Origin of the sequence: Rhizobium sp. RCC_161_2, assembly GCF_041355235.1 — a bacterium.
Lineage (GTDB): Bacteria > Pseudomonadota > Alphaproteobacteria > Rhizobiales > Rhizobiaceae > Rhizobium.
In genome coordinates this window covers 211,988-235,353 of the sequence record NZ_JBFUPL010000010.1, presented here as the reverse complement: position 1 = coordinate 235,353, position 23,366 = coordinate 211,988, and the positions used below count along the sequence as shown (strand labels likewise).

At 60.7% G+C, this 23,366-nt stretch carries 27 protein-coding genes; 10 read left to right on the top strand and 17 right to left on the bottom strand.

Annotated elements, in window-relative coordinates:
• Positions 1 to 57 precede the first annotated feature (57 nt).
• From AB6803_RS24630 to AB6803_RS24610, 5 genes are all read right to left on the bottom strand, one after another.
• A complete protein-coding gene (locus AB6803_RS24630) occupies positions 58 to 882 on the bottom strand; it encodes an amino acid ABC transporter permease (RefSeq protein WP_371111346.1) in 825 nt (274 codons plus the stop codon).
• A gap of 34 nt (positions 883 to 916) precedes the next feature.
• The gene (locus AB6803_RS24625) at positions 917 to 1,714 is read right to left on the bottom strand and encodes a basic amino acid ABC transporter substrate-binding protein (protein WP_371111345.1); all 798 of its coding nucleotides are present in this window, start codon (positions 1,712 to 1,714) and stop codon (positions 917 to 919) included.
• A gap of 214 nt (positions 1,715 to 1,928) precedes the next feature.
• On the bottom strand, positions 1,929 to 2,483 hold the full coding sequence (rplS, locus tag AB6803_RS24620) for a 50S ribosomal protein L19 (protein ID WP_371111344.1): 555 nt from the start codon (positions 2,481 to 2,483) through the stop codon (positions 1,929 to 1,931).
• A 317-nt stretch (positions 2,484 to 2,800) separates the two neighbouring features.
• Entirely contained in the window at positions 2,801 to 3,673 is an 873-nt protein-coding gene (locus AB6803_RS24615) for an ornithine carbamoyltransferase (protein WP_371111343.1), read from the bottom strand.
• A gap of 193 nt (positions 3,674 to 3,866) precedes the next feature.
• Positions 3,867 to 4,838: a threonine/serine dehydratase gene (locus AB6803_RS24610; protein ID WP_371111342.1), complete on the bottom strand. Its 972-nt coding sequence runs from the start codon at positions 4,836 to 4,838 to the stop codon at positions 3,867 to 3,869.
• Positions 4,839 to 4,937: 99 nt separating this feature from the next.
• On the opposite strand from AB6803_RS24610, the gene AB6803_RS24605 reads away from it, so the two are divergent.
• Complete coding sequence (locus AB6803_RS24605) at positions 4,938 to 5,399, top strand: Lrp/AsnC family transcriptional regulator (protein WP_371111341.1); 462 nt, start codon at positions 4,938 to 4,940, stop codon at positions 5,397 to 5,399.
• Between the two features lie 117 nt (positions 5,400 to 5,516).
• Entirely contained in the window at positions 5,517 to 5,906 is a 390-nt protein-coding gene (locus tag AB6803_RS24600) for a hypothetical protein (protein WP_371111408.1), read from the top strand.
• Between the two features lie 108 nt (positions 5,907 to 6,014).
• Here the strand turns inward: AB6803_RS24600 and AB6803_RS24595 are convergent, their stop codons facing one another.
• From AB6803_RS24595 to ffh, 6 genes are all read right to left on the bottom strand, one after another.
• Complete coding sequence (locus AB6803_RS24595) at positions 6,015 to 6,749, bottom strand: phosphotransferase (protein WP_371111340.1); 735 nt, start codon at positions 6,747 to 6,749, stop codon at positions 6,015 to 6,017.
• A 468-nt stretch (positions 6,750 to 7,217) separates the two neighbouring features.
• A complete protein-coding gene (gene trmD / locus AB6803_RS24590; RefSeq protein WP_371111339.1) occupies positions 7,218 to 7,910 on the bottom strand; it encodes a tRNA (guanosine(37)-N1)-methyltransferase TrmD in 693 nt (230 codons plus the stop codon).
• A 7-nt stretch (positions 7,911 to 7,917) separates the two neighbouring features.
• Positions 7,918 to 8,490 (bottom strand): ribosome maturation factor RimM, encoded by a 573-nt coding sequence (gene rimM / locus AB6803_RS24585; protein ID WP_371111338.1) that lies wholly within the window; start codon positions 8,488 to 8,490, stop codon positions 7,918 to 7,920.
• 123 nt (positions 8,491 to 8,613) lie between these two features.
• Positions 8,614 to 8,976: a 30S ribosomal protein S16 gene (gene rpsP / locus AB6803_RS24580; RefSeq protein ID WP_007693780.1), complete on the bottom strand. Its 363-nt coding sequence runs from the start codon at positions 8,974 to 8,976 to the stop codon at positions 8,614 to 8,616.
• Positions 8,977 to 9,086: 110 nt separating this feature from the next.
• Complete coding sequence (locus AB6803_RS24575) at positions 9,087 to 9,389, bottom strand: chorismate mutase (RefSeq protein WP_007693779.1); 303 nt, start codon at positions 9,387 to 9,389, stop codon at positions 9,087 to 9,089.
• A gap of 18 nt (positions 9,390 to 9,407) precedes the next feature.
• On the bottom strand, positions 9,408 to 10,973 hold the full coding sequence (gene ffh, locus AB6803_RS24570; protein WP_371111337.1) for a signal recognition particle protein: 1,566 nt from the start codon (positions 10,971 to 10,973) through the stop codon (positions 9,408 to 9,410).
• Between the two features lie 414 nt (positions 10,974 to 11,387).
• Between ffh and AB6803_RS24565 the strand changes: the two genes are divergently transcribed.
• Positions 11,388 to 12,350, top strand: coding sequence for a hypothetical protein (locus tag AB6803_RS24565; RefSeq protein WP_371111336.1), 963 nt, complete (start codon positions 11,388 to 11,390; stop codon positions 12,348 to 12,350).
• A complete protein-coding gene (locus AB6803_RS24560) occupies positions 12,347 to 13,366 on the top strand; it encodes an MBL fold metallo-hydrolase (RefSeq protein WP_371111335.1) in 1,020 nt (339 codons plus the stop codon). Before AB6803_RS24565 ends, AB6803_RS24560 begins: the two co-directional genes overlap by 4 nt.
• Positions 13,367 to 13,445: 79 nt before the next feature.
• Here the strand turns inward: AB6803_RS24560 and AB6803_RS24555 are convergent, their stop codons facing one another.
• Positions 13,446 to 13,889, bottom strand: coding sequence for an SRPBCC family protein (locus AB6803_RS24555; RefSeq protein WP_007693771.1), 444 nt, complete (start codon positions 13,887 to 13,889; stop codon positions 13,446 to 13,448).
• Positions 13,890 to 14,191: 302 nt separating this feature from the next.
• Between AB6803_RS24555 and AB6803_RS24550 the strand changes: the two genes are divergently transcribed.
• The 6 genes from AB6803_RS24550 (at position 14,192) to AB6803_RS24525 (ending at position 19,898) form a co-directional block, all read left to right on the top strand.
• A complete protein-coding gene (locus tag AB6803_RS24550; RefSeq protein ID WP_371111334.1) occupies positions 14,192 to 14,788 on the top strand; it encodes a hypothetical protein in 597 nt (198 codons plus the stop codon).
• 97 nt (positions 14,789 to 14,885) lie between these two features.
• Positions 14,886 to 15,791 carry a diaminopimelate epimerase gene (gene dapF, locus AB6803_RS24545; protein WP_371111333.1) on the top strand — a complete coding sequence of 302 codons (906 nt, stop codon included), beginning with the start codon at positions 14,886 to 14,888 and terminating at the stop codon, positions 15,789 to 15,791.
• Complete coding sequence (mtaB, locus tag AB6803_RS24540; RefSeq protein WP_371111332.1) at positions 15,788 to 17,062, top strand: tRNA (N(6)-L-threonylcarbamoyladenosine(37)-C(2))-methylthiotransferase MtaB; 1,275 nt, start codon at positions 15,788 to 15,790, stop codon at positions 17,060 to 17,062. The genes dapF and mtaB overlap by 4 nt, the downstream gene beginning before the upstream one ends.
• A 15-nt stretch (positions 17,063 to 17,077) precedes the next feature.
• A complete protein-coding gene (ftsY, locus tag AB6803_RS24535; protein WP_371111331.1) occupies positions 17,078 to 18,595 on the top strand; it encodes a signal recognition particle-docking protein FtsY in 1,518 nt (505 codons plus the stop codon).
• Positions 18,592 to 19,308, top strand: coding sequence for a septation protein A (locus AB6803_RS24530; RefSeq protein ID WP_371111330.1), 717 nt, complete (start codon positions 18,592 to 18,594; stop codon positions 19,306 to 19,308). The genes ftsY and AB6803_RS24530 overlap by 4 nt, the downstream gene beginning before the upstream one ends.
• Positions 19,305 to 19,898 carry a DUF2585 domain-containing protein gene (locus AB6803_RS24525; RefSeq protein WP_371111329.1) on the top strand — a complete coding sequence of 198 codons (594 nt, stop codon included), beginning with the start codon at positions 19,305 to 19,307 and terminating at the stop codon, positions 19,896 to 19,898. Before AB6803_RS24530 ends, AB6803_RS24525 begins: the two co-directional genes overlap by 4 nt.
• A gap of 187 nt (positions 19,899 to 20,085) precedes the next feature.
• Here the strand turns inward: AB6803_RS24525 and AB6803_RS24520 are convergent, their stop codons facing one another.
• The 5 genes from AB6803_RS24520 to ccmA all read right to left on the bottom strand — a co-directional run bounded on the left by AB6803_RS24520 (position 20,086) and on the right by ccmA (position 23,189).
• Positions 20,086 to 20,697, bottom strand: coding sequence for a DsbE family thiol:disulfide interchange protein (locus AB6803_RS24520; RefSeq protein WP_371111328.1), 612 nt, complete (start codon positions 20,695 to 20,697; stop codon positions 20,086 to 20,088).
• Positions 20,694 to 20,867, bottom strand: coding sequence for a heme exporter protein CcmD (gene ccmD / locus AB6803_RS24515; protein WP_371111327.1), 174 nt, complete (start codon positions 20,865 to 20,867; stop codon positions 20,694 to 20,696). The genes AB6803_RS24520 and ccmD overlap by 4 nt, the downstream gene beginning before the upstream one ends.
• Position 20,868: 1 nt before the next feature.
• On the bottom strand, positions 20,869 to 21,630 hold the full coding sequence (locus AB6803_RS24510; RefSeq protein ID WP_371111326.1) for a heme ABC transporter permease: 762 nt from the start codon (positions 21,628 to 21,630) through the stop codon (positions 20,869 to 20,871).
• A 58-nt stretch (positions 21,631 to 21,688) separates the two neighbouring features.
• Complete coding sequence (ccmB, locus tag AB6803_RS24505; RefSeq protein ID WP_371111325.1) at positions 21,689 to 22,348, bottom strand: heme exporter protein CcmB; 660 nt, start codon at positions 22,346 to 22,348, stop codon at positions 21,689 to 21,691.
• Between the two features lie 193 nt (positions 22,349 to 22,541).
• Positions 22,542 to 23,189, bottom strand: coding sequence for a heme ABC exporter ATP-binding protein CcmA (gene ccmA, locus AB6803_RS24500; protein ID WP_371111324.1), 648 nt, complete (start codon positions 23,187 to 23,189; stop codon positions 22,542 to 22,544).
• Between the last annotated feature and the right edge of the window lie 177 nt (positions 23,190 to 23,366).

The following is a 23,366-nucleotide window of genomic DNA, read 5'->3' as shown; positions in this document are numbered from 1 at the left end:
TCCGAAGTCTCGGCAATGCTGACGTTTGGCCGCAGAGGCTAGTGATGATGCCCTGCATCAGCGCATATGCCGCTCACGCATCCGCTTTTCGAACTTTCGCAGCACCAGCGACAGTCCGATCGTCAGGATCAGGTAGATATAGGCGAGGATCGAGTAGCTTTCAAAGTAGCGGAAGGAGCCGGACGAATAGATCTTGGCAAACTGGGTGATGTCGGCGACGCCGAGAACCGAGACCAGCGAGCTGTCCTTCACCATTGCGATGAAATCGTTGGAGAGCGGCGGGAAGATGACACGGAACGCCTGCGGCGCGATGACATGGCGGAAGCGCCGGTAGCGCGACAGGCCGAGTGCCTTTGCCGCCTCGATCTGGCCCGGGTCGACAGACTGGATGCCAGCGCGAAAAACCTCGGCGATGAAGGCGGCATAGGCGATCATCAACGCCACGATCGCCCGCCACATCAATGGCACGTCACGCACCACCAAGGGGTCGGTCCAGCCGGCTGAGACGAGCGGTGAGGTGATGGTGTTATAAAGCGCGACGAAGGCGGGCGCGCCGACGAAGGCGATGTAGGACAGCAGCACCAGGATCGGGATGCCACGAATGACTTCGACATAGAAGCGGGCGGTCTGGCGCAGGATCAGGCTGTCGGAGAGGCCCAGCAGCGCAATGCCGAGGCCGAGCGCCATCGCCAGTGAGAAGGCGACGAGGGTGACGAAGATGGTAGTGCCGATGCCCTGAACAATCGTCGTAAAGACCTGGGCGTAAAGATCGCTGGTGACGATGGCGACTGCGGTGGCAATGCCGATGAAAACAAGGACGACCAACCACCAGGGAAAGTCGTCCTTGCTATGGTGCCCGCTAGGGCCTGCTTGCAGCGCCATCAGAGCGGGTGTCCGATTTCAAACCGCATCCGGCTTACTGACCCATCTTGTAGTCGAGAAACCATTTCTTGTTCAGTGCCTCGAAGGTGCCGTCGGCCTTCAGGCTGGCAATGGCGGCGTTGATCGGGGCAACGAGATCGGAACCCTTCGGGAAGATGAAGCCGAAGTCCTCGGTGCCGAGCGGGCCGCCGATCAGCTTCAATCCACCATTCGAGGTGTCGACATAGCCCTTGCCGGCGGTGCCGTCGGTCAGAACGACGTCGACGTCGCCGGTCTTCAGCGCCTGTACGGTGGCGCCGAAGGTTTCGAACAGCTTGATGCGCGGGTTCTGCTCATTGCCGTCAAGCACTTCGTAGACGGCGGTGTAGAAAGGGGTCGTGCCCGGCTGCGCGCCGACCAGACCGTCCTTGAAGGCGGAAAAGCTCTTGGCGTCGGTGAAGCGTTTTTCGTCACCGCGTACCAGCATGAATTGTTGCGAGCGCATGTAGGGGTCGGAGAAGTCGACCTTCTGCTTGCGGTCTTCCTTGATGGTGATGCCGGTCATGCCGATGTTGTACTGGCCCTGGGATACCGCCTGGATCATCGCGTCCCAGCTGGTGTTCTGATACTCGACCTTGAAGTTCAGCCGCTTGGCGATCTCGTTCATCGCGTCATATTCCCAGCCGATGGCCTTGCTGGTCTTGGGATCGACGAATTGCAGCGGCGGATAGGCATTCTCGGTGACGACGACGACGGTCTTGCCGTTGAGATTCGGCAGGTCGGCGGCGAAGGAGGCGAAAGGTGCAAGCACGAGGGCGGTAAGGCCCAGAAGAAACGAACGACGGAATGCCATGGAAATTCCCCTTATAGTGTGTTGGAAAATTGTCATATTTTCAAAGCCGATGGCAAGGCTGTTGCCGTGGTCGTCACGATAAAAACAGAAAAGCTGCTCCAAACCCGCTGGCTTGTGGAGAATTTTTCTTCGCGCCCACCCGCCCTTGGTCGCCCCAACAAAAAAAGGCGACCCGAAGGCCGCCTTGATTTTCACAATCCCAAAGGATCGAGATTTATTCTGCTGCCGGTTCAGCGGCGGCGGCTGCTTCTGCAGCAGCTGCTGCTTCGGCTGCGGCCTTTGCTTCGGCGGCTTCAGCTGCTGCCTTTTCGGCTGCGAGAGCCTGGGCTGCGGCAACCTTTTCGGCTTCGATGCGAGCCTTCTCGTCGGCAGCGGCCTGGCGCTCGGCGTCGTTGAGCTTGCGGGCGCGGGTGCCGGTGTTTTCAACGATACGGGCAGCCTTGCCGCGCAGGTCGCGGAGGTAATAGAGCTTGGCGCGACGGACCTTACCGCGACGAACGATTTCGACGCTTTCGATCATCGGCGAGTAAACCGGGAATACGCGCTCGACGCCTTCGCCGTAAGAGATCTTGCGAACGGTGAAGTTTTCCTGCAGACCGCCGCCGGAGCGGGCGATGCAGACGCCTTCATAGGCCTGAACGCGGGTACGGGTGCCTTCCGTAACCTTCACGTTGACGCGAACGGTGTCGCCAGCGGAAAAGTCGGGGAGCGTGCGCTTGGCTTCGATCTTGGCAGCCTGTTCGGCTTCCAACTGCTGAATGATGTTCATGTTATCAACCTCGTTGTTGCTTCAACAGCCAGAGCGCCCGGAGTGCTCTATCCTTGGTCGGACCCTTAAGATCTCGCCTTGGATATATGCCTATAAAGGCAGGGGCGAATGCGTCTGCTTTTCTTTGGTGGTTGATGGGAAATTTCCCATGCCGGGCGCGCACATATCCTATTGCCGCGCCTTTGTCACCCCTTGGCGGGGAATTTCATGCGCGAGAGGCCGCTTTTCGGGGTTTTCTCTGTGTGAGCGGCGCCCGGGCCGCTTGAATGCCAAGAAGTGGCTGTCTACGTCGAATTTGGTGTCGGTGTCAAAAGACCTCAAGCAACGATCCATTCCAGCAGCGCGTTCTGCGCATGCAGGAGAAAAGCCTTGGCCTCTCTGCTCTGGCAGCTTGGATGGGTCATCGCGTCCGTGGTGACTTCCTGCCCTCGGGCTACGGGCGGGCAGGGGAGGAAGATCGTGTCGGGGCGGCATTGGTCGAGGATGGCGGCCGATATCCGATAGTCGCGTAACTCGGCTTGTGCGGTATCGTCCAGCCAGCAGTCCGTGACGATCACGTCGGCGTCCAGCAGTTCTCTCATGTCCGTGCTGGTGCTGAAGTTCGCGTTCGAAAGATCCCGGTCGCGGACGTGCCATTTTTCCGGATAGACCTGCGTGACCTTGATCGGCAAGGCGAGCGAAGCCTCGACCCACGATCGCAGGATATTGGCATCGGGCGCGACGCCGACGACCTTGAGGCCGCCGACGCGGCCTTTCCGGCTTTTGACATAGGCAAGGTCGCCCAGCGTTTCGCAGGGGTGGTTCGATTTTGTCCGGGCATTGATGACGGGCGCGTCCGCGGTCGCCGCCAGTTCGCGCAGGGCGGTCAGCAGCTTTGTGCGGACAATCAGGACATCGAACCAATTGTCGAGATAGCCGGCGAGGTCGGCGGTTTCCTCACGCGCGTTGAAGCTGATCGGCGCCTGCACGCAGATACCGCCCATTGCCTGTACGCCGAGGCTGAAGGCGGTAGTGTTCCGCCAGCCGCTATCATCGGCGATCAGCGCGACATGCTTTCCCTCCAGGCTCCGCGGCATGTGGCCGTCCGCCCAGGCGCCGGCCAGGACGTTGGCGCGGTCGAGAAGCGAAAGGATGATGTCCGATGGCAGATCGTGGAATTCGAGAAAGCTTTTTCCGGTTCTGCCAGGCATCTTCGCTCCGATACATGAGACATGTCCATGTCGTCATTAGCATCTGAAAATGATCGGCTCGCAAGAGTATTCAGTGCGTGGGCGCTGCCGTTGCCGGAAGATTATCTCTATGGTTCCGGCCAGGAGGCGTGAGATTGGAGAGCGGATACGAGCTTCGATGACAGCTCTCGGCCCGAAGCGGCCATTCGATAGTCTACGGGACAAATCCCGCATCGGCTTTTGGCAACCACTTGGCAATTTGCTCCGGCGTAAGATTTGCTCCGCACAGTATCGTTGCAACCCTCGCCCCCTGCATGGTGGCGGCCGTCGACAAAACACCGGCCAGCCCCGCGGCACCTGCCGGTTCAACCAGCCTGTTCCATTTGGAATGCGCAAACCGCATGGCATCGATTATAGAGGGATCGTCGACAAGCACGATGTCATCGATCGTCGTGGCCAACCAATCGACGGCAACCGGAACCGGATCGCGCACGGCGATCCCATCCGCGATCGTCGTCGCCTTATCTGTCGGAACGGGGTGGCCTGCCTGCCATGAAAGCTGCATGCAGGGAGCCCCTTTCGCGGCGACAGCGATGACTTTGGTGGCGGGCGATGCTGTTTTGAACCAGCAGCCGATCCCCGCTGCCAGCGCACCATTTCCGAGGGGCACAAAAACCGCATCGATATTGCCGAATGCCTCGGTGAGTTCGGCCGCGATCGTTCCGGCACCTTCCGCGATGCTGGCGCTTGCACCATCCTCCACGAAGGTTGCCCCTCTTTCCGAGGCGTATTCCCGGGCTCTTGCTTTCGCTGCGTCGAAGTCATCCCCAAACAGAATGACCTCCGCCCCGAGCCTGCGCATAGCCTCTATCTTCAGCGGGTTTGCGGAAAGGCTGGCGAATACGGTGAGTTCGCGGCCCGATTTTGCCGCACCATAGGCGAGCCCCTGGCCAAAATTGCCTGCCGACGCTGTGACGAGCGGCCCTCTCTCCGCGCTGGTGCACGCCAGATAATAACTGGTGCCCCTGCCTTTGAAGCAACGGATCGGATTATCCGTTTCATCCTTGGCCGCGAGCGTCAGACCGAGTGTCGCGTCGGTGAGCAATGCCGAGTTCAGGAAGATCGGATCGATCCGACGTCTGGCATCGGCGATATTCGAAGAGGATAGCTGAGATTGTTTTGTCATGGGGGCAATGATAGATCTCATCGATGCGGGAAATCATCGATCTCTACAAAAATACGCTGTTTTTCCGCGTATGAGATCATATCTTCGGGGGTATTGCGCTTGGACGAGAAAGATCGCGAAATTCTGTCGATTCTGCAGGACAATGCTGACCAGCCCGCGAAAGCCATCGCGCAAGCCGTCAATCTTTCGCCTTCCGCGGTTGAACGGCGTATCAGCAAGCTTAAGCGCGAGGGCGTGATCGACCGGATCGTCGCTGTCGTGAGCCCTCCGGCCGTCGGTCGGAGCCTCAGAATTTTGGTCGAGATCGAAATCCAAAACGAGTATCGCCACAATCTCGAAGCTTTCCAACGTTGGCTTATCCAGGCACCGGAAGTCCAATCCTGTTGGTACGTCACCGGCGATAGCGACTTTGTCTTGTCGGTAACGGTGCGGGATATTGAAGAATACAACGCCTTCATCGAGCGGATGATGACAGATCAGCGAGAGCTTGTACGCAAGTACAAAAGCCTGATCGCGCTCAAAACGATCAAGCATGGGATGGCTCTTTCGGTGAACGAATAGGGCGCCGCCGGTCGTTGTCGCCCTCTTTCGGTTCTAAGGGAACCCTTGCGTTACCCCGCCTCCTTTATGATACGCATGCATCGTCTCAGCATGGCGAACGAGAAGGTGTCAGCTGCAATGAAGTGCCTGCGTATCTATGCTACCCCGGATGGCGAGTCGCATTTCGACGAAGTCGAATTGCCGACGACGAAGATGTCGGTGCACCCCGATGCCATCCAGTTCGATGTTACGGCCAGTTATCCGGCGTCCCGCGTCCGCCTCACTTATATCCCAGCCGGCATGCGCGAGGTCGCCTGGCATAAAGTTCCGGAGCCGGTGCTTACGGTCAGGCTGGATGGTTCGGTTGATTACGAGACGAGCGACGGAGAGGTGCGCCACGTTCAGGCGGGTAGCTTCGTGTTGGTGGAGGACACTCACGGCAAGGGCCATCTGTCACGCCATTCCCCGGAGGCGCAAACTGTTATCTGGATTTCATTGCCGAACGGTTTCAAATTACCGCCGGCATAATCCGTCTGGGCGCGCTGTCAGCGCCGCGATTGAGAACGATCGCAATTGGCGCAATGTGATCACCGGAGGTTCAGACATGGATATGGCCCGTCTATCCGCCAGAACTGCTTAGACCGCTCGAACTTCGGCAAGCCGCTTGACTGCATACTCGTCCTGCCAGCAAACGGCGGCTTCCCATGCGGCCGACGCTTGCGCGGCGTTGTCATGCGCGCCGTCCTCAAGATCGGCAGCGTTGCCGGGCAGCACGAGGTCAAGGTCGGGCACGTCGACATGTGACTCATCCCAGTCGATCAACGCCACCCGATCTGCGGTCATGAGAACATTGCCAGGGTTGTTGGGGTTGCCGTGGACAACGCATGTCTGACGCCCGATTAGCCGCGCCCACGCTGCTCGACATCGTCTAACGCCCTCGGGCGGCATCGCGGCAAGGTTGATCCTCGTTCCGGTCTCGGCATGGAGGAGGTCGGTCGACGATCGCCAGCCCGGGCGCTGCGGCCAGCCCTGCGTCAACCGATGCAGCTCGCGGAGCGTGTCGGCCACGCGACGCCAGTCGGTTGTTGTCTCGGGCGGTCCGCCCTCCATGTATCTCATCACGACCAGACCGTCCACGAACAGCCGCCCGTCAGTTGTCGGGATCGGCGCTGGAACGGTCATACCTTTACGGTCGAGGTGTTGGAGCAGCTCGGTTTCCCATGCGAGATCAGCATTGCTTCTGGAACCGAGGCGACCGACCGCGATCTGCCCGCTGACGCGGACGCTCCATACGTCGTTGGCAACCCCACCAATGAGCGGTTCGATGCGGATCGCGTCTTCACCCCATTGCCCGAGTGCTTCCCATCCCATTGCTGATGTCCTTGGGTTTTGATGACAGCTGCAGGCCCATTGCGGACTGAATGGGCGGCGCTTCTCTAGTCGGCGGGCGCTTACGGTCCGCTGGTTTCGTTATTTCTTCTTCTCTTGATCGCGATGCCACTTGATGGCGAAGAACATGCCCGTGCCTAACACGAGAAGCTTGAGCGGAAAGAAGACTATAGGGAACCAATCCCACATTTCGGATATTTCCAGGCTATTACTTGACACTATCTATCGTGAGGGAGCACTACCTCAAAACTGCTGCATACAACATCAGCCATGTTGACGCAGATGAGATCATAACATTCCCACCACACGGCATGAGTGGGCTTGCCCCATGTTTCCGGACAGGTTGTTTAACCTAACAAGCTGGTGAGCGCTTTTGCCGCAAAGCAGCCCCATGCTGCCGCCTAGCGCGGCGGCATCGAATGCCATCGTATCAGCACCAGTCTATCGCTGCTATGTCTTCGGTTGCTTCTCCAGCAGATCCGGCCGTCGCTCTTTCGTCAGCTTTTCTGCTTCCTGCTTCTGCCATTTGGCGATGGCGCCGTGGTTGCCGGAGGTCAGGACGGCGGGGATTTCGCGCTCTTCCCAGACTTGGGGCCGCGTATAGTGTGGGTGCTCCAGCAGGCCGCCCTCAAAGCTTTCATGCAGGCCGGAGAGGTCGTTGCCCATGACGCCGGGCAGGATGCGGACGATGGCGTCGAGCAGGATCAGTGCTGCCGGCTCGCCGCCGGAGAGGATGTAGTCGCCGATCGAGACCTCTTCGAGATCGCGGCCGTCGATCACCCGCTGGTCGACGCCTTCAAAGCGGCCGCAGACGATGATGACGCCGTCGCCGGCGGCGAGTTCGCGCACGCGCTTCTGCGTTAGCGGCTTGCCGCGCGGGCTCATCAGCAGGCGCGGGCGATTGTCGTTTTCCGAGGCATGGTCGATGGCACGGCCGAGCACATCAGGCTTCAGCACCATGCCGGCGCCACCGCCGGCGGGCGTGTCATCGACGGTGCGGTGCTTGTCGGTGGCGAAATCGCGGATCTGCACAGCGTCCAGCGCCCACTGCCCGCGCTCCATCGCCTTGCCGGCGAGCGACGCGCCGAGATGGCCGGGAAACATCTCGGGGTAGAGCGTCAGGATGGTCGCCCGAAAACTCATGAGCAGATCACTTCTTCGTCTTGCCGGGCGGCTTCGGCGGCTTGCCGGTGAGATCGTCGGGGGTGTCGATCAGGCCGGCGGCCATCGGATCGATCAGGATCTTGCCGCCTTCAAGGTCGATTTCCAGTACGGCCGCCTCGGAGAAGGGGATCAGCACCGGACGCTTGCCCGGCCCTTTCAGCTCCAGCAGATCGCCTGCGCCGAAATCATAGATGCCGCTGACCGTGCCATAGGCGGTGCCCTTGTCATCGACCGCTTCGAGACCTTCGAGGTCGGCATAGAAGAACTCGTCGTCCTCCAGCTCGTCATCGGGCAGGTTGTCGCGTTCGATATAGAGTTCCAGCCCGTTCAGCGCCTCGGCGGCATCGCGGTTGTTGACGCCGCGAAAGCGCACGACCACAACGTTCTTGGCCTCGCGGATTTCCAGCACTTCGAAGATGCGGCCGTCCATGCTGTGCAGATGGCCGTAATCGCCGAGCGCAGTCGGGTCCGAGGTAAAGGCGCGGGCGCGCACTTCGCCCCGCAGGCCCTGCGCGGCGCCGATGGTTGCCATCAATACCGGGTTTTCAAGTTTCGTCATGGTCTCGTTGCCGACTGCCGGAGGATCGATTGCGTTCTCTCATAAGATGAAGCGCTCGAATAGGAAACAAAAAACGGGCGGCATGTCGCCATGCCACCCGTTTCAGATCGTCGTTACGGCTGATTATTCAGCAGTAGCAGCGGCGGCGTCAGCAGCCTTCTGTGCCTTTTCAGCGGCGCGTTCCTGAGCGCGCTTGCCCGGCTTTGCCTTTTCCGGGTTGCTCTTGACTTCGCGCTTGGCAACGCCGGCTTCGTCGAGGAAGCGCAGAACGCGGTCGGTCGGCTGAGCGCCGTTGTCGAGCCAATGCTTGATGCGGTCGGCGTCGAGTTCAACGCGCTTGGCGTCGTCCTTGGCGAGCATCGGGTTCCAGGAACCGACCTTCTCGAGGAAGCGGCCATCGCGCGGCGAACGGGCGTCGGCGATAACAACGTGGTAGTACGGGCGCTTCTTGGAACCACCGCGGGCGAGACGAATTTTCAGTGCCATGTTTCTTACTCCTTAGGCTTTTTGTGACCGCTTTTCTGGGGCGGTATGGTTACTTGCTGTTTTTGTGTGTCGCATAATCTCTTCCGAAAACCGCTTCACACTTTTCGGGATCATGCTTTGAGATCAGCAGCGATCTGTTCGTGATGCCGGATGACTTCCTTGATGACGAAGTTCAGGAACTTCTCGGCGAAATCCGGGTCCAGATTGGCGTCCCTTGCCAGAAGGCGCAGGCGTTCGATCTGGAATTCCTCGCGCGCCGGGTCGGCCGGCGGCAGATTGTATTTGGCTTTCAGCACGCCGACCTCTTTGGTGCAGCGGAAGCGTTCGGCCAGCATATGCACCAGAGCGGCATCGATATTATCGATCGACTGGCGGTAGTTGCCCAATTGGGCCTTGACGTCTGGATCAATCATGGGGGTCAACGATCCTTCTCACTTCTTCTTCGGCAAACCGGGCAGTCCCGGGAAACCACCACCGAGGCCGGGCAGCTTGGCGCCGCCGAGACCTGGCAATCCGCCGCTGCCCAAGCCCGGCAGGCCGCCGGGACGGCCGAGGCCGGCGGCTTCGGCCTGCTTCTGCAGGGCTTCCAGCTGCTTGGGGTCGATGTTCGACAGGTCGGGCATGCCGCCCATACCGCCGCCAAGACCCATCTTGCCGGCGAGGCCGCCCATCATCTGCTTCATCATGCCGCCTTTGCCCTTGCCGCCCATCATCTTCATCATGTCCGCCATCTGGCGGTGCATCTTCAGAAGCTTGTTGATGTCGGAGGCGTCAGTGCCGGAGCCGGCGGCGATGCGCTTCTTGCGGGAATGCTTGAGCAGATCGGGATTGGCGCGCTCTGCCTTGGTCATCGAGGAGATGATGGCGATCTGGCGCTTGAACAGGCGATCGTCGAGGCCGGCAGCGGCCATCTTGTCCTTCATGCCCGACATGCCGGGCATCATCCCCATGATGCCGCCCATGCCGCCCATCTTCTGCATCTGGCCGAGCTGGTCGGCCAGATCGTTCAGGTCGAACTTGCCCTTGGCCATCTTGGCGGCCATGGCGGCCGCCTTTTCGGCGTCGATGTTCTCGGCGGCCTTTTCGACCAGCGAAACGATATCGCCCATGCCGAGGATACGGTCGGCGATACGGCGGGGATGGAATTCTTCCAGCTCGCCCATCTTTTCGCCGACACCGATCAGCTTGATCGGCTTGCCGGTGACGGCGCGCATCGAAAGGGCGGCACCGCCGCGGCCATCGCCGTCCATGCGAGTCAGCACGAGACCGGTAATGCCGACGCGGTCGTCGAAGTTGCGGGCGAGGTTGACGGCATCCTGACCGGTCAGGCTATCCGCGACCAGCAGGATTTCGTGCGGGTTGGACTTCTTCTTGATGTCCGCCATCTCGACCATGAGCGGCTCGTCGATATGTGTACGGCCGGCGGTGTCGAGGATGACGACGTCATGGCCGCCGAGCTTGGCGGCCTGCACGGCGCGGGCGGCGATATCGGTCGGCGACTGGCCGGCGATGACGGGCAGCGTGTCGATACCGGCCTGGACGCCGAGCTGGCGCAACTGCTCCTGCGCTGCCGGACGGCGCGTGTCGAGCGAGGCCATCAGGACCTTCTTGCGGTCGCGGCTGGTCAGGCGGTGGGCGATCTTGGCTGATGTGGTGGTCTTGCCCGAGCCCTGCAGGCCGACCATCATGACGACAACCGGGGCCGGCGCGTTGAGGTCGATGCCGACACCTTCGCCGCCGAGCATCTCGATCAGCTCGTCATGGACGATCTTGACGACCATCTGGCCGGGCTTGATCGACTTCAGGATCTCGGCGCCGACGGCCTTTTCGCGGACGCGGTCGGTAAAGGAGCGTACGACATCCAGCGCCACGTCGGCTTCCAACAGCGCGCGGCGAACCTCGCGCAGCGCCGCGGAAACATCGGCTTCCGAAAGCGCGCCGCGGCCTGTCAGTCCATTCAGAATGAAACCAAGACGGTCCTGGAGGTTTTCAAACATCGTTTCTTCCTTATCGATCGCTTAGGGCTTTTGATTTGCGCCTATGCCTTATCTTTCTCGGCTCCGCCTCGAAAGGGACATGCGCGGGTCATCGCCCGAAAACGTCGTGCTTTTCCATGACGAAAACAAGACGCAAAGCCAAAAAGCACCCGAGGGCGCAACGCGCTGTCGGGTGTTGACCTCCGGGATCTCTTTATACCTTGTAGGGTCCCGGTCGGTGGCTCGGAGGCTTGTGCTCGTCGCAGATGAGCGCGGATAAACAGGAAACGGCCGGCAAAGTCAAGCCAAAGGGCAAAAATGCCACAGCCTGCCAATGTGACCAGCCGGAGCCGCGAATGGGATTTCGCTGATAGCACAGTCCGCTATTGTTGTGCCCACCCGCCGTGACAATGTGATTCCCCGAGACAGACGCGAATGAACGATGCAGCCCTGACCAATCTCCTGACCGCCTGCCGCGTCTATGGCGGCGGTCGTGTCGATGCGCGTTTCAACGAAGCGGCGCAGGCCTTTTATGCAGGGGCCAAGGCGCAGCCGAAGATCGTGTCGCGGGCGGCGCGCGAGCTGCGCGGCCTGCCGCCTCCGGGTGCCGCGATCCTTGCCAATATGCTGGGCACCATTGCCGAGACGGGCGGTTCGCCGGAGCGCAGCGGTGCGGCGGTGTGGGAACTCTATCTTGCCTGGCTACCGCAGATCCATCGCGGTTTTTCGAGCCGCAAGCCGCTCAGTCCCCGGCAGCAGCAATTGCTGGAGGCTTTCCAGCTTGTCGGCCAGTCGGTTGTTTCGCATCTCGCCATGATGCCTAGCGAACGAAAGTTGGCGCGGGAAAATGCGGGCCTTATGCGGCAGCTTCAGGATCTGCAGGATCATACGCCGGGTGCTGCCTGGGTGCGGCAGATGTTTCTCTGCCACAGCGATGAGTTGATCGTTCTGCACCAGCCGAGCGGCCGGGGTTTCCGGCTGCGCTATGAGAACATCGCCAATTGCTGCCATCTCTTCACGCTGATCCAGGCGGCCTTCGGCGAAACCCTGCCGGGCGGGCGCGAGCCCAACAGGTTCATCGCCGACATGGCGCGGTGCGTGACGCTGGTGGAGGACGGGACCGACGAGGCCTGGTGGCATTATGGTGCTCCGGTAAGTCAGGCTGCCATTGCCGGCGAGGCCTCCGTCGACAGCATTCCGCGCATTGACGGCACGCAGATCATCCTTCTCTCGCCTGCTGTTGCCGGTGCTCCGCTCTGGGATACGAGCTTCTTTACGCCGCAGCTCTTTGCCATGCCGGCGAATGTCGTGATCGAAAGCGAATTGACGGCGGCGGAGAGCGGCGAATGGTTGGCAAAGGCCGGTGTGCCGGCGGGACTAGGAGCCGGCACGCAATGACTGACGCATCCAACTCCGGCAAAAAGCAGAACCCCTACTATCAAGGTCCTATCTCCGATCATTTCGACGGACTGCGGTTTTTCAATCCCGAGGGGGTCGAACCGGGTGGCCTGCTCGATCTGCTGAGATGGCAGTTCGGCGGCGGTCGGGTACGCTGGCCCAATCCGGTGGTCAGCGCCTTTCCACCGGCAAAGCCCGACAGGCATGTTTTCGGCGACGCGTTGCGCGTGACCATGGTCGGCCACGCCTCGATGCTGATCCAGGTGGCGGGGCTGAATATTCTGACCGATCCGGTCTGGTCGGCGCGGGCGAGCCCTTTCACCTTCATCGGGCCGAAACGGGTCGTTCCGCCCGGCATCCGTTTCGAGGACCTGCCGCCGATCGATCTCGTGCTGGTCTCGCACAATCACTACGACCATCTCGATCTCGCAACGCTGAAGCGGCTGCACGAGGCGCATGCTCCTGATATCGTCACGCCGCTCGGCAATGACACGATCATCAAACGCGGCGTTCCCGGCGCAAAGATCACCACCATGGACTGGGGCGACCATCTCGCCATCAACGCCAAGGTGACCATCGATGCCGAACCCTGCCATCACTGGTCGGCGCGGGGTGCCGGCGACCGCCGTATGGCGCTCTGGGCCGCCTTCGTCATCACCACGCCGGCGGGCAAGATCTACCATGTCGGCGATACCGGCTTTCACGGCGGCCTCAATTATGAGGCGGTTCGGGAAAAGCACGGCGGCTTCCGCCTCGCCATCCTGCCCTTCGGCGCCTACGAGCCGCGCTGGTTCATGCGCGGCCAGCACCAGAACCCGGCGGAGGCAGTTCGCGGCATGACGCTCTGCAACGCGGCTCACGTTGCCGGCCATCATTTCGCGACCTTCCAGCTCACCGACGAGGCTATGGATGCGCCGGTGCGAGCGCTGGATGCGGCGCTTCGTGAGCAGGGGGTGGAGCCGGATCGATTTCGGCCGTTGAGAGCTGGGGAAGTGTTCGACGTGCCGGTTGTCTGAGGAACAACGCACGGACAAATCGGATCGCGACGATCGTCAACGCGATCCGATTGCAAGAGTCCTTGCTTCTCCCCGTGCATTATTCGTTGATATCAGGCTCGACGAGCTTTGCCAGGTTCCGCAGCGATTCCTGCCAGCCAAGATAGCAGGCCTCGGGCGGGATGACGTCGGGCACGCCTGCCTGGGTAATGTTCACCTCGGTCCCGACCAGGACCTTTTTCAACGTCACGGTCACTTCCATTTCGCCGGGCAGGTTGGGGTCGTCGAATTTGTCCGTGTAGATCACCCGTTCGCCGGGAACGAGCTCACGAAATTCACCGCCGAAGGCATGGCTTTTGCCCGTGGTGAAATTGCGGAAGGACATTTTGAACGTACCGCCGACTGTCGGCTCCATGTGATGCACGGTGCAGGCAAATCCGTTCGGCGGAAGCCATTTGGCGAGCGCGTCCGCCTCGATGAATGCGCGATAGACCTTTTCCGGGCTGGTTGCCAGGACGCGGTGCAGTCGTATGGTATTCGGCATGGTTATCATCCTTCTGAATGGACGGAGTGAACGAGCCTAGGACGTGCGACGTTTGCATGATCCGACATTGGATCGAACTTTTTATTGAAAATAGGTCGGCGCGGAGGCGATGCCAACAACACCGTGCGAAGTCGCAAGCCAGCGGCGCCTGTTGGGTCGGAAGGCGCGGCGGCGCTCGGTGACGATTTCAACCTTGCTGCACACGCCACGCAATAATCGATCTCCGCTCGTGCAGACATCTTGAAACGACAACCGATGGTGTACAATATGAATTGTAACATCAAGTTCAACGCGGTTGTTCGATGGTCGAATTGGACTGGAAAAACTGGCATCCCCTAGTAAGAGCAGTTAGGCTTGCGGCTTTGGGTTGGTTCTTCTTTTGCTTTTTATTCCTCTTCGTTACTCTGCTATGCACCGGATTAGTAGGCTATCGCTTTCTTCCTTCGACCGAATGGGTTTCCACGACCGATCGTTTGGGTGCCGTGGTGGGTGGCGTCACAGCGCTGCTTCTGTTCTCGCTTGTGTTTCTTGGCGTTATGCGACAGCTGCGAGACGGGACGCTAGAAGGGGCGTGGAAACCGGCGTTAGTTGTCTTATTCACGCCTGTCGTGGGGTATTTTGTAGGAAGGACCGCGGCGATTATAGCGGCACCGATGGTTCTGGCCCTGATTGCAGGACATCACGAAGAGCTTCCCTACACCGTGGGTCGCGTCGACAAACACTATGAAAAGCATTGCTATTCACCACTGGAACTTCAGGGTCTTATAGTCGGATTCGACAGAGTTTGCGGCGTTTCCGATGAGTTTAGGAAAGGCCTTACGACTGGCGCCGATATTGTCGTTGTCGGCCACGGTACTCGTTACGGCCTCTTCGCGACAGCGCTGCGTCGCGACGATTGACGCTCAGTCTTTGCTCGGCCACGAGCCCATCATGCCACTGGTAATTCCCCCGCATTTCCGCCATATACAGCTCGAAAACACTGATGGACATACCACCATGAGCAATACGGTCGAATTTGCGCGGATGAACGGGCTTGGCAACAAGATCCTGGTTGTCGACATGCGCGGCCGGAAAGATGTGGTGACGGCCGCGGCTGCGATTACGCTCAATGCCGATCCGGCGACCCAGTTCGACCAGATCATGGCGATCCACGATCCGAAGGCGGAGGGCACCGACGCCTGGATCGATATCCTCAATTCCGATGGCACCAAGGCGCAGGCCTGCGGCAACGGCACGCGCTGCGTCGTGCAGGCGCTTGCCGCCGAGACCGGCAGACGTGTGTTCACCTTCCAGACCGTCGCCGGCATTCTGAACGCCGTCGAGCATGAGGACGGCACGATTTCCGTCGACATGGGCAAGCCCGTCTTTGACTGGGACAAGATCCCGCTCGCCGAGGAATTCGCGGATACCCGCCGCATCGAGTTGCAGATCGGGCCGATCGACAATCCCGTCCTGCATTCGCCTTCGGTTATGTCGATGGGCAATCCGCACGCGATCTTCTGGGTCGACAAGGATCCGATGTCCTTCGATCTCGCCCGCTTCGGACCGCTGCTGGAAAACCATCCGATGTTTCCCGAGCGCGCCAATATCACGCTGGCGCAGGTGCTATCGCCGACCTCGCTGCGCACCCGCACCTGGGAGCGTAGCGCCGGGTTGACGCTTGCCTGCGGTTCTGCCGCCTGTTCTGCCGCCGTCAGCGCCGCCCGCACTGGCCGCACCGGTCGCAAGGTGACGATCGATGTCGCTTCCGCGCCGGCTTCCGGCCAACTCACCATCGAATGGCGGGAAAGCGACGATCATGTCATCATGACCGGTCCGGCGGAATGGGAATGGTCAGGCTCGGTTGATCCCGTGACGGGCAGCTTCACGCGCGCTCAGGAGCAGGGGGCTCAGGCGCGGTGAGCGGGGTCGAGGTCATTACCTTCGGCTGTCGTCTCAACACCTATGAATCCGAAGTGATGAGGGCCGAGGCAGAGAAAGCCGGGCTCAATAACGCCATCCTGGTCAATACCTGTGCCGTCACCGGCGAGGCCGTGCGCCAGGCGCGCCAGGCGATCCGCCGTGCGCGGCGCGACAATCCGCATGCCCGCATCATCGTCACCGGCTGCGCTGCGCAAACGGAGAAGCAAACCTTTGCCGAGATGGCCGAAGTCGACGCCGTACTCGGCAATGAAGAGAAGCTGACCAGCGCGTCTTATCGTTCGCTGCCGGATTTCGGCGTTTCGGCGGAAGAGAAGCTGCGGGTCAATGACATTATGAGCGTGCGCCACACCGCGCCGCAGATGGTCAAGCATATTGACGGGCATGTGCGCGCCTTCATCCAGGTGCAGAATGGCTGTGACCATCGCTGTACCTTCTGCATCATCCCCTATGGCCGCGGCAACTCCCGCTCCGTGCCGATGGGCGCGGTGGTGAGCCAGGCGCGCAACCTGGTCGAAAGCGGTTACCGCGAGATCGTGTTGACCGGCGTCGATGCCACCAGCTATGGCGGCGACCTGCCGGGCGAACCGACCCTCGGTCTTCTGGCGAAGACGCTGCTGAAGCAGATCCCCGAGATCCGCCGTCTGCGACTATCCTCGATCGACAGCATCGAGGCGGACGCGCATCTGATGGACCTGATCGCCGACGAACCGCGCTTCATGCCGCATCTGCATCTGTCGCTGCAGCATGGCGACGACATGATCCTGAAGCGGATGAAGCGGCGGCATTCGCGCGCCGATGCTATCCGGTTCATCGATGATGTCCGTCGTCTTAGGCCGGAGATGAGCTTTGGCGCCGATATGATCGCCGGTTTTCCGACGGAAACGGACACGATGTTCGAAAACGCCGTCAGCCTGGCGGAAGAGGCTGCAATCGCGCATCTGCACGTCTTTCCCTATAGCCCGCGCCCCGGCACGCCGGCGGCACGCATGCCGCAGCTCGACCGCGCGCTGATCAAGGAACGCGCCGCTCGCCTCCGCGCGGCTGGACAAAGGCTGCATCAGGCCCATCTCGACAGTATGATCGGCACGCGGCAATGGCTGCTTGTCGAAAACAACGGCTTGGCGCATACGGAAAACTTCACGCTTGTCGCGGCACCTGGCCTTCGGCCGCGCGACCTTGTGCAGGTGGAGATCACCAGCCACAATGGCAAGCACCTCGACATGCAACTTGCGGCCGCCGACGCGGCCTGACCCCACGGAATTTTCATGGCGCTTAGTTTCATCAAAAAAGTCTTCACCTTCGGCCGCGAAAAGCCGGTGGAAGAGAAAGCGCCGGAGGTTGTTGCACCGGATGTCGTGGACGTTGTTCCAGCGCCGGAAGAGCCTGTGGTGGAACCATCCGTTAGCTCCGAATTGGTCGAGCCTGCGTTACCCCCCTCTGTCCCTTCGGGACATCTCCCCCACAAGGGGGGAGATCAGTTGGAGCATGCCGCGCCTCCGGAGCAAGAACAAGAATCTCTGGAACAAAAACGAGAATCTGACGAGCAAGTAGAAGTTCCGTCCGCGCAAGTGTCCGAGGCTTCCGAGCCAGCCGTAGACAATGAAGTTGCCGCTCTATCGGAGCCAACTGCCGATGCTGAAGCCGAGGTTGTGGCAGAGGAGGTTACCTCCGAAACGATCTCCCCCCTTGTGGGGGAGATGTCGGACAGGACAGAGGGGGGTGACGCAGCCTCGACAGCCTCGGAGCTTTCGTCGGAAAATACCGAAACTCCAGCCGCAGTCCCCATCCTCCCCAAGGGCTTTGCCACCGCCTCCAGTATTCCCGAGCCCGCTCCCGAAGCCCCCAAGCAGAAACTCTCCTGGTTCCAGCGCCTGCGCGCCGGCCTTGCGCGCACCTCGTCGCAGCTCACCGGCCAGATCGCCGCGCTGTTCACCAAGCGCAAGCTCGATGACCAGACGCTGCAGGATCTGGAAGACCTGTTGATCCAGGCCGATCTCGGCGTTGAGACGGCGATGCGGGTGACCGATACGCTGGCCTCGGAGCGCTACGGCAAGGATGTGACCGGCGAGGATGTCAGCCGCATTATGGCGCAGGAAATCGCCAAGGTGCTGAAGCCGGTCGCAAAGCCGTTGCAGCTCGATCTCAGCCACAAGCCGCATGTCATCCTCATCGTCGGCGTCAACGGCACCGGCAAGACGACGACGATCGGCAAACTGGCGTCGAAACTGTCGGGTGCGGGGCTGAAGGTTATGGTTGCTGCCGGCGATACGTTCCGTGCCGCTGCCATCGAGCAGCTGAAGATCTGGGCCGATCGTACCAAATCCGAATTCATCGGCACCAAGCTTGGCGCTGACGCCGCCGGTCTCGCCTTCGATGCTTTCCAGCAGGCGAAAGCCAACAAAAGCGACGTGCTGATCATCGACACCGCCGGCCGTCTGCAGAACAAAACGGAGCTGATGGCGGAGCTGGAAAAGATCGTCCGCGTGCTCGGCAAGCTCGATCCGGACGCGCCGCATACCGTGCTTCAGACGCTGGATGCGACTACTGGCCAGAATGCCCTGAACCAGGTGGAAATCTTCCGCAACGTCGCCGGCGTCAACGGCTTGATCATGACCAAGCTTGACGGCACGGCGCGCGGCGGCATTCTGGTGGCGATCTCGGCCAAGCATAAGCTGCCCGTCTATTTCATCGGTGTCGGCGAAGGTGTAGACGATCTTGAGCCTTTCGAGGCCGAGGAATTCGCCCAGGCTATTGCCGGGATCAATCCCGGAAACGGCCAATGAACGACAAGTCCAAACTCGACGATAGTGAAAGTGCTGCGATGACGACCAGTGACCGTGACCTCGCCCCAAGTGCTGCCGACAAGCATCATCCGCTGTTGAAGCTGGTGCTGGAACTCGGGCCTTTAATGGTGTTCTTCTTCGCCAACATGCGCGGCGAATGGTTGGCTGCAAAAGTGCCGGCGTTGGCAATTGTCGGCGGACCGCTGTTCATCGCGACAGCCCTGTTCATGTTAGCGACTGTGATTTCGCTGGTCGGTTCGAAGGTCGTTCTCGGCCATCTGCCAATCATGCCGCTCGTTTCCGGCGTCGTGGTGCTGGCCTTCGGTGGACTTGCCATCTATCTGCAGAACGAAACCTTCATTAAAATGAAGCCGACCATCATCAACGCCCTGTTCGGCGTGGTGCTGCTCGGAGGGCTCGCCTTCGGCAAATCTTTGCTCGGCTATGTCTTCAATGCGGCCTTCCAGCTCGATGCCGAGGGCTGGCGTAAGCTGACCATCCGCTGGGGCCTGTTCTTCTTGTTCCTGGCGGTGCTGAATGAAGTATCGTGGCGCGGGTTCAACTGGCTCTATCTGCCCGATGTGAAGACTGCGGACAATTATTGGGTGGCTTCCAAGACTTGGGGCACAATGGCGATCACCATCCTCTTCACGCTGTCGCAGATGCCGTTGATCATGAAGCACACCATCGAGCCGCCGGCGGAGACTGAATGATGGCCGCGCTCTCCGAAACCGAGAACCGTTACCAGCGACAGAGCTTTTGGCTCATCGCCTGCGCCGTGGTCCTGCTCGTGCAGATCGTCGCGGAATATATGATGGGCCGGGTGCCGATCTGCACCTGCGGCTATGTCAAGCTCTTCGAACCCGTGGTCAATTCCAGCGGCAATTCGCAGCATATCGCCGACTGGTATACGCCGTCGCATATCATCCACGGCTTTCTGTTCTTCGGACTGACGCATCTGATCATGCGCCGCAAGCCGCTCTCCATGCGCCTGTTCGTCGCCATGCTGATCGAATCCGGCTGGGAGCTGCTGGAGAACTCGCCCATCATCATCAACCGTTACCGCGCGGCGACGATCTCGCTCGACTATGTCGGCGACAGCATTCTGAATTCGGCAATGGACGCAGTGTTCATGGTCGTCGGTTTCCTGTTCGCCTGGCGGGCACCGGTGGCGCTGACCATCGTAATCGCCATCTTCTTCGAGCTTCTGACCGGCTGGCTCATCCGCGATAATCTCACGCTGAACGTTATCATGCTGGTTTGGCCGATCGAGGCGATCAAGACCTGGCAGGGTGGGCTTTAAGAGAACTTTGAATCTGGCTTCATGGCCACCTTATGGTTCGAGGCCTTGTTACCTGCGCTGTGGCTTCGGTAACAAAGCGCCTCACCATGAGGTGGAGCAGCTTTTGCGGTTGAGCGACAAAGATCAGTCCTCATGGTGAGGTGCGGAGGCCCGCAGGGCTGGAGCCTCGAACCACGAGGGCGGGTGGTTATGCCCCCGGCTTCCCCAGCGCCTTTTCCATGGCCGGATATAGCCCCTCTTTCAGGCTCGTGGCCGTAAAAGGTCCAACCTGCTTATAAAGGATCGTGCCGTCGGGGGCGACGAGGTAGGATTCGGGGATGCCGTAGACGCCCCAATCTATTGCGGCCGAACCGTTCGGATCGATGCCGATGGCGGTGTAGGGATTGCCGAGTTCGCCGAGGAAACGCAGGGCGTTTTCGCTGGTGTCCTTGTAGTTGATGGCGACGATGTTCAGGCGGCCATCCCGGGCGAGCTGCTTCAGGACGGGATGTTCATCGCGGCAGGGGATGCACCAGGAGGCGAAGACATTGACGAGCGTCAGCTTGCCCTTGATGGCGGCGTCGGTCAGTGGCGGCAGGTTGGAGCCGTCAAGCGGCGCCATCGCCAGTCCCGGTGCTTTCGTGCCGATCAGGGCGGAAGGGATGGCGGAAATATCGGTGCCGTGGACTTCCTGATCATACATCACTTTGCCGACGGCGAGCGCAATGCAGGCAAAGACGATCAGCGGAATGAGCGCCATCAGATAGCGTGCGGTGCCGCCCGATTTCGGCTCGCCGCTTTTCTCGGTTTCGATGCTCATTGCACCTTGTCCTTTGGCGTGCGCTGCGAACGGCGACGGATGCCGGAGGCTTCGAGCGCCGCCATTTCCTTGCGGCGCAGACGGCCGTCGATCCATGTCCAGGCGATGACGGCAATGATCATGGCGGCGGCGAAGCCATAGGAGCCGTAGACGTAGAAGGGATGGGTCATGCTAATCCTCGCGGGCGGCCATGCGCGCGGCGAGACGGCGCTGCGCGGCGATGCGGCGGCGCCAGATCTCGTTGCGGATCGCCATCAGGTGCAGCGTGAAGAACAGCAGCGTGAAGGCAAGCGCCATGGTGAAGAGCGGCCAAAGGAATTCCGCATCGATGGCCGGGCCGTCCATACGCATGAGGCTTTCGGACTGGTGCAGCGTGTTCCACCAATCGACCGAGAATTTGATGATCGGGATATTGATGAAGCCGACGAGGATCAGCACGGCGGTGACGCGCGCAGCCCTCGACGGATCGTCCATGGCGCGGTTGAGCGCGATCAGGCCGAGATACATCAGGAAGAGGATGAAGACCGAGGTCAGCCGCGCGTCCCAGACCCAATAGGTGCCCCACATCGGCTTACCCCAGAGCGAGCCGGTGACCAACGCAATCAGCGTGAAAGCAGCGCCGAGAGGGGCTGCGGCCCTGGCCGAGACATCGGCGAGCGGGTGGCGCCAGACCAGCGTACCGATCGCCGATAGGCTCATGATCGTGTAGCACATCATCGACAGCCAGGCGGCCGGCACATGGATATACATGATACGGACGGTATCGCCCTGCTGGTAGTCGCCTTCGGTCGAGAAGGAGAGATAGAGGCCGATCGCGAAGAATATGGTCGTGATCGCCGCCAGCCACGGGATCAGACGCGCCGACAAGGCCAGGAACCGGGTCGGGTTGGCGAGGTCGGAAAATCGGCTGATCGCAGGGCTGATATCGCTCATGCGGTTTGTTTAACCCGATATGCTTTTGACGGCAATCGACCGGATTGCCTGAGATCGATCAATCCGTCGTGTTGCGCAGCGCGAGTGCCGCTGCCGCCGGGCCGAGCACGGCGAAGAACAAGGTAAGCGCCATCAGGATGAGGAAGGGCGGCAGGAAAGGCTGCGGACCCTCGACGGCAGCATAGGTGGCGCTGACGCCGAAGATCAACACGGGGATGGCGAGCGGTAGCACCAGGATCGACACCAGCAAGCCGCCGCGCGGCAGGGCGACGGCGACGGCAGCGCCGACCGCGCCGATAAAGGTGATCGCCGGCGTGCCGACGAGCAGCGTTAGGGCCGTCGCGCCGATTGCCGTCTCGTTCATGTTCATGAAGAGACCGAGCAGCGGCGAGGCGATCACCAGCGGCAGGCCGGTCGCCACCCAGTGTGCTGCGCATTTGGTCAGCACCGTCAACACCAGCGGCGTTTCCTGCATCACCAGCAGATCGAGCGACCCGTCATCCCGCTCCGCCTGGAACAGCCGGTCGAGGCCGAGCAGAGCGGAGAGCAGCGCGCCGATCCAGACGATGGCCGGGCCGATGCGTGACAGCAGCTTGAGGTCAGGGCCGACGCCGAAGGGAATGACGGCGACCACCGTGAGGAAGAAGAGAATGCCGATCAGTGCGCCGCCGCCGGCGCGGACCGAGAGTTTGAGGTCGCGGAGGAAGAGGGCGATCATGACAAGACACCTATCTCCTTCTCCCCTAGGGGAGAAGGTGGCCCGAAGGGTCGGATGAGGGGGACTCTCCCCACGGGAAAAGTGACCTTTCGCTTGCGCTCAAAGTGCTCGTCGCTCCACTCCTCGCCCCCCTCATCTGCCCTTCGGGCATCTTCTCCCCGAGGGGAGAAGAGGATGCCAATCGCCATTCTCCTCATCCCCAAACCCCCTCATTCACCCCGGCAAACCCTATCATCCGCATCTCCCGCGCATTCTCCAGTCCCAGGGGCTGATGTGTTGCCGCGAGCACGATCCCGCCCGCCGTCTGATGCGTAGAGATCAAATCGGCGAGCAGCCGATCCGCGGCCGTATCCAGCGCCGCCGTCGGTTCGTCGAGAATCCAGATCGGGCGATAGGCGACCAGCAGTTTGGCGAAGGCTATCCGGCGTTGCTGGCCGGCGGAGAGGTAGCCGAAGGGGAGGTGGGTGATGTCGGCAAGACCGACGGCTTCGGCGGCTTCCTCGATCGCAAGACCGGCGCCGCCCTCGATGTCACCGAGAAAGTCTTTCCAGAATGTCAGGTTCTCCGCAACCGTAAGTTCGGATTTCATTGCATTGCGATGGCCGAGATAGTGGCTGGCTTCTCCTGGCTGACGGTCCGATTCTCCTTTGGAATCCGTGAGAATCACCCGGCCTTTTTCCGGTCGAAGAAGGCCGGCGACGACACGCAAAAGTGTTGACTTTCCCGAACCGTTTCGGCCCGTCAGGATCAAAGCTTCGCCGCCGCCCAAGTCAAAGGAAACGTTCGCGAAAATCAGGTCTTCGCCTCGCCTTGCGGCCAGGTTTTCAGCGCTTAGATGCATCAGCTCAGGCTTTCCCCGTTTTCATTGTCGCAATGCGAAAAAAATCTCGAATTTTGCGCTTGGCCACTCTGGCAAGTCTTTACGAAATTATCTATAAGACCGGCAACCACGCCAGCGGTCGGCGTGAATTTCATCCTTGCGCCGAACATAAGGTGTTTTGCCTTACGTGCGGACAGC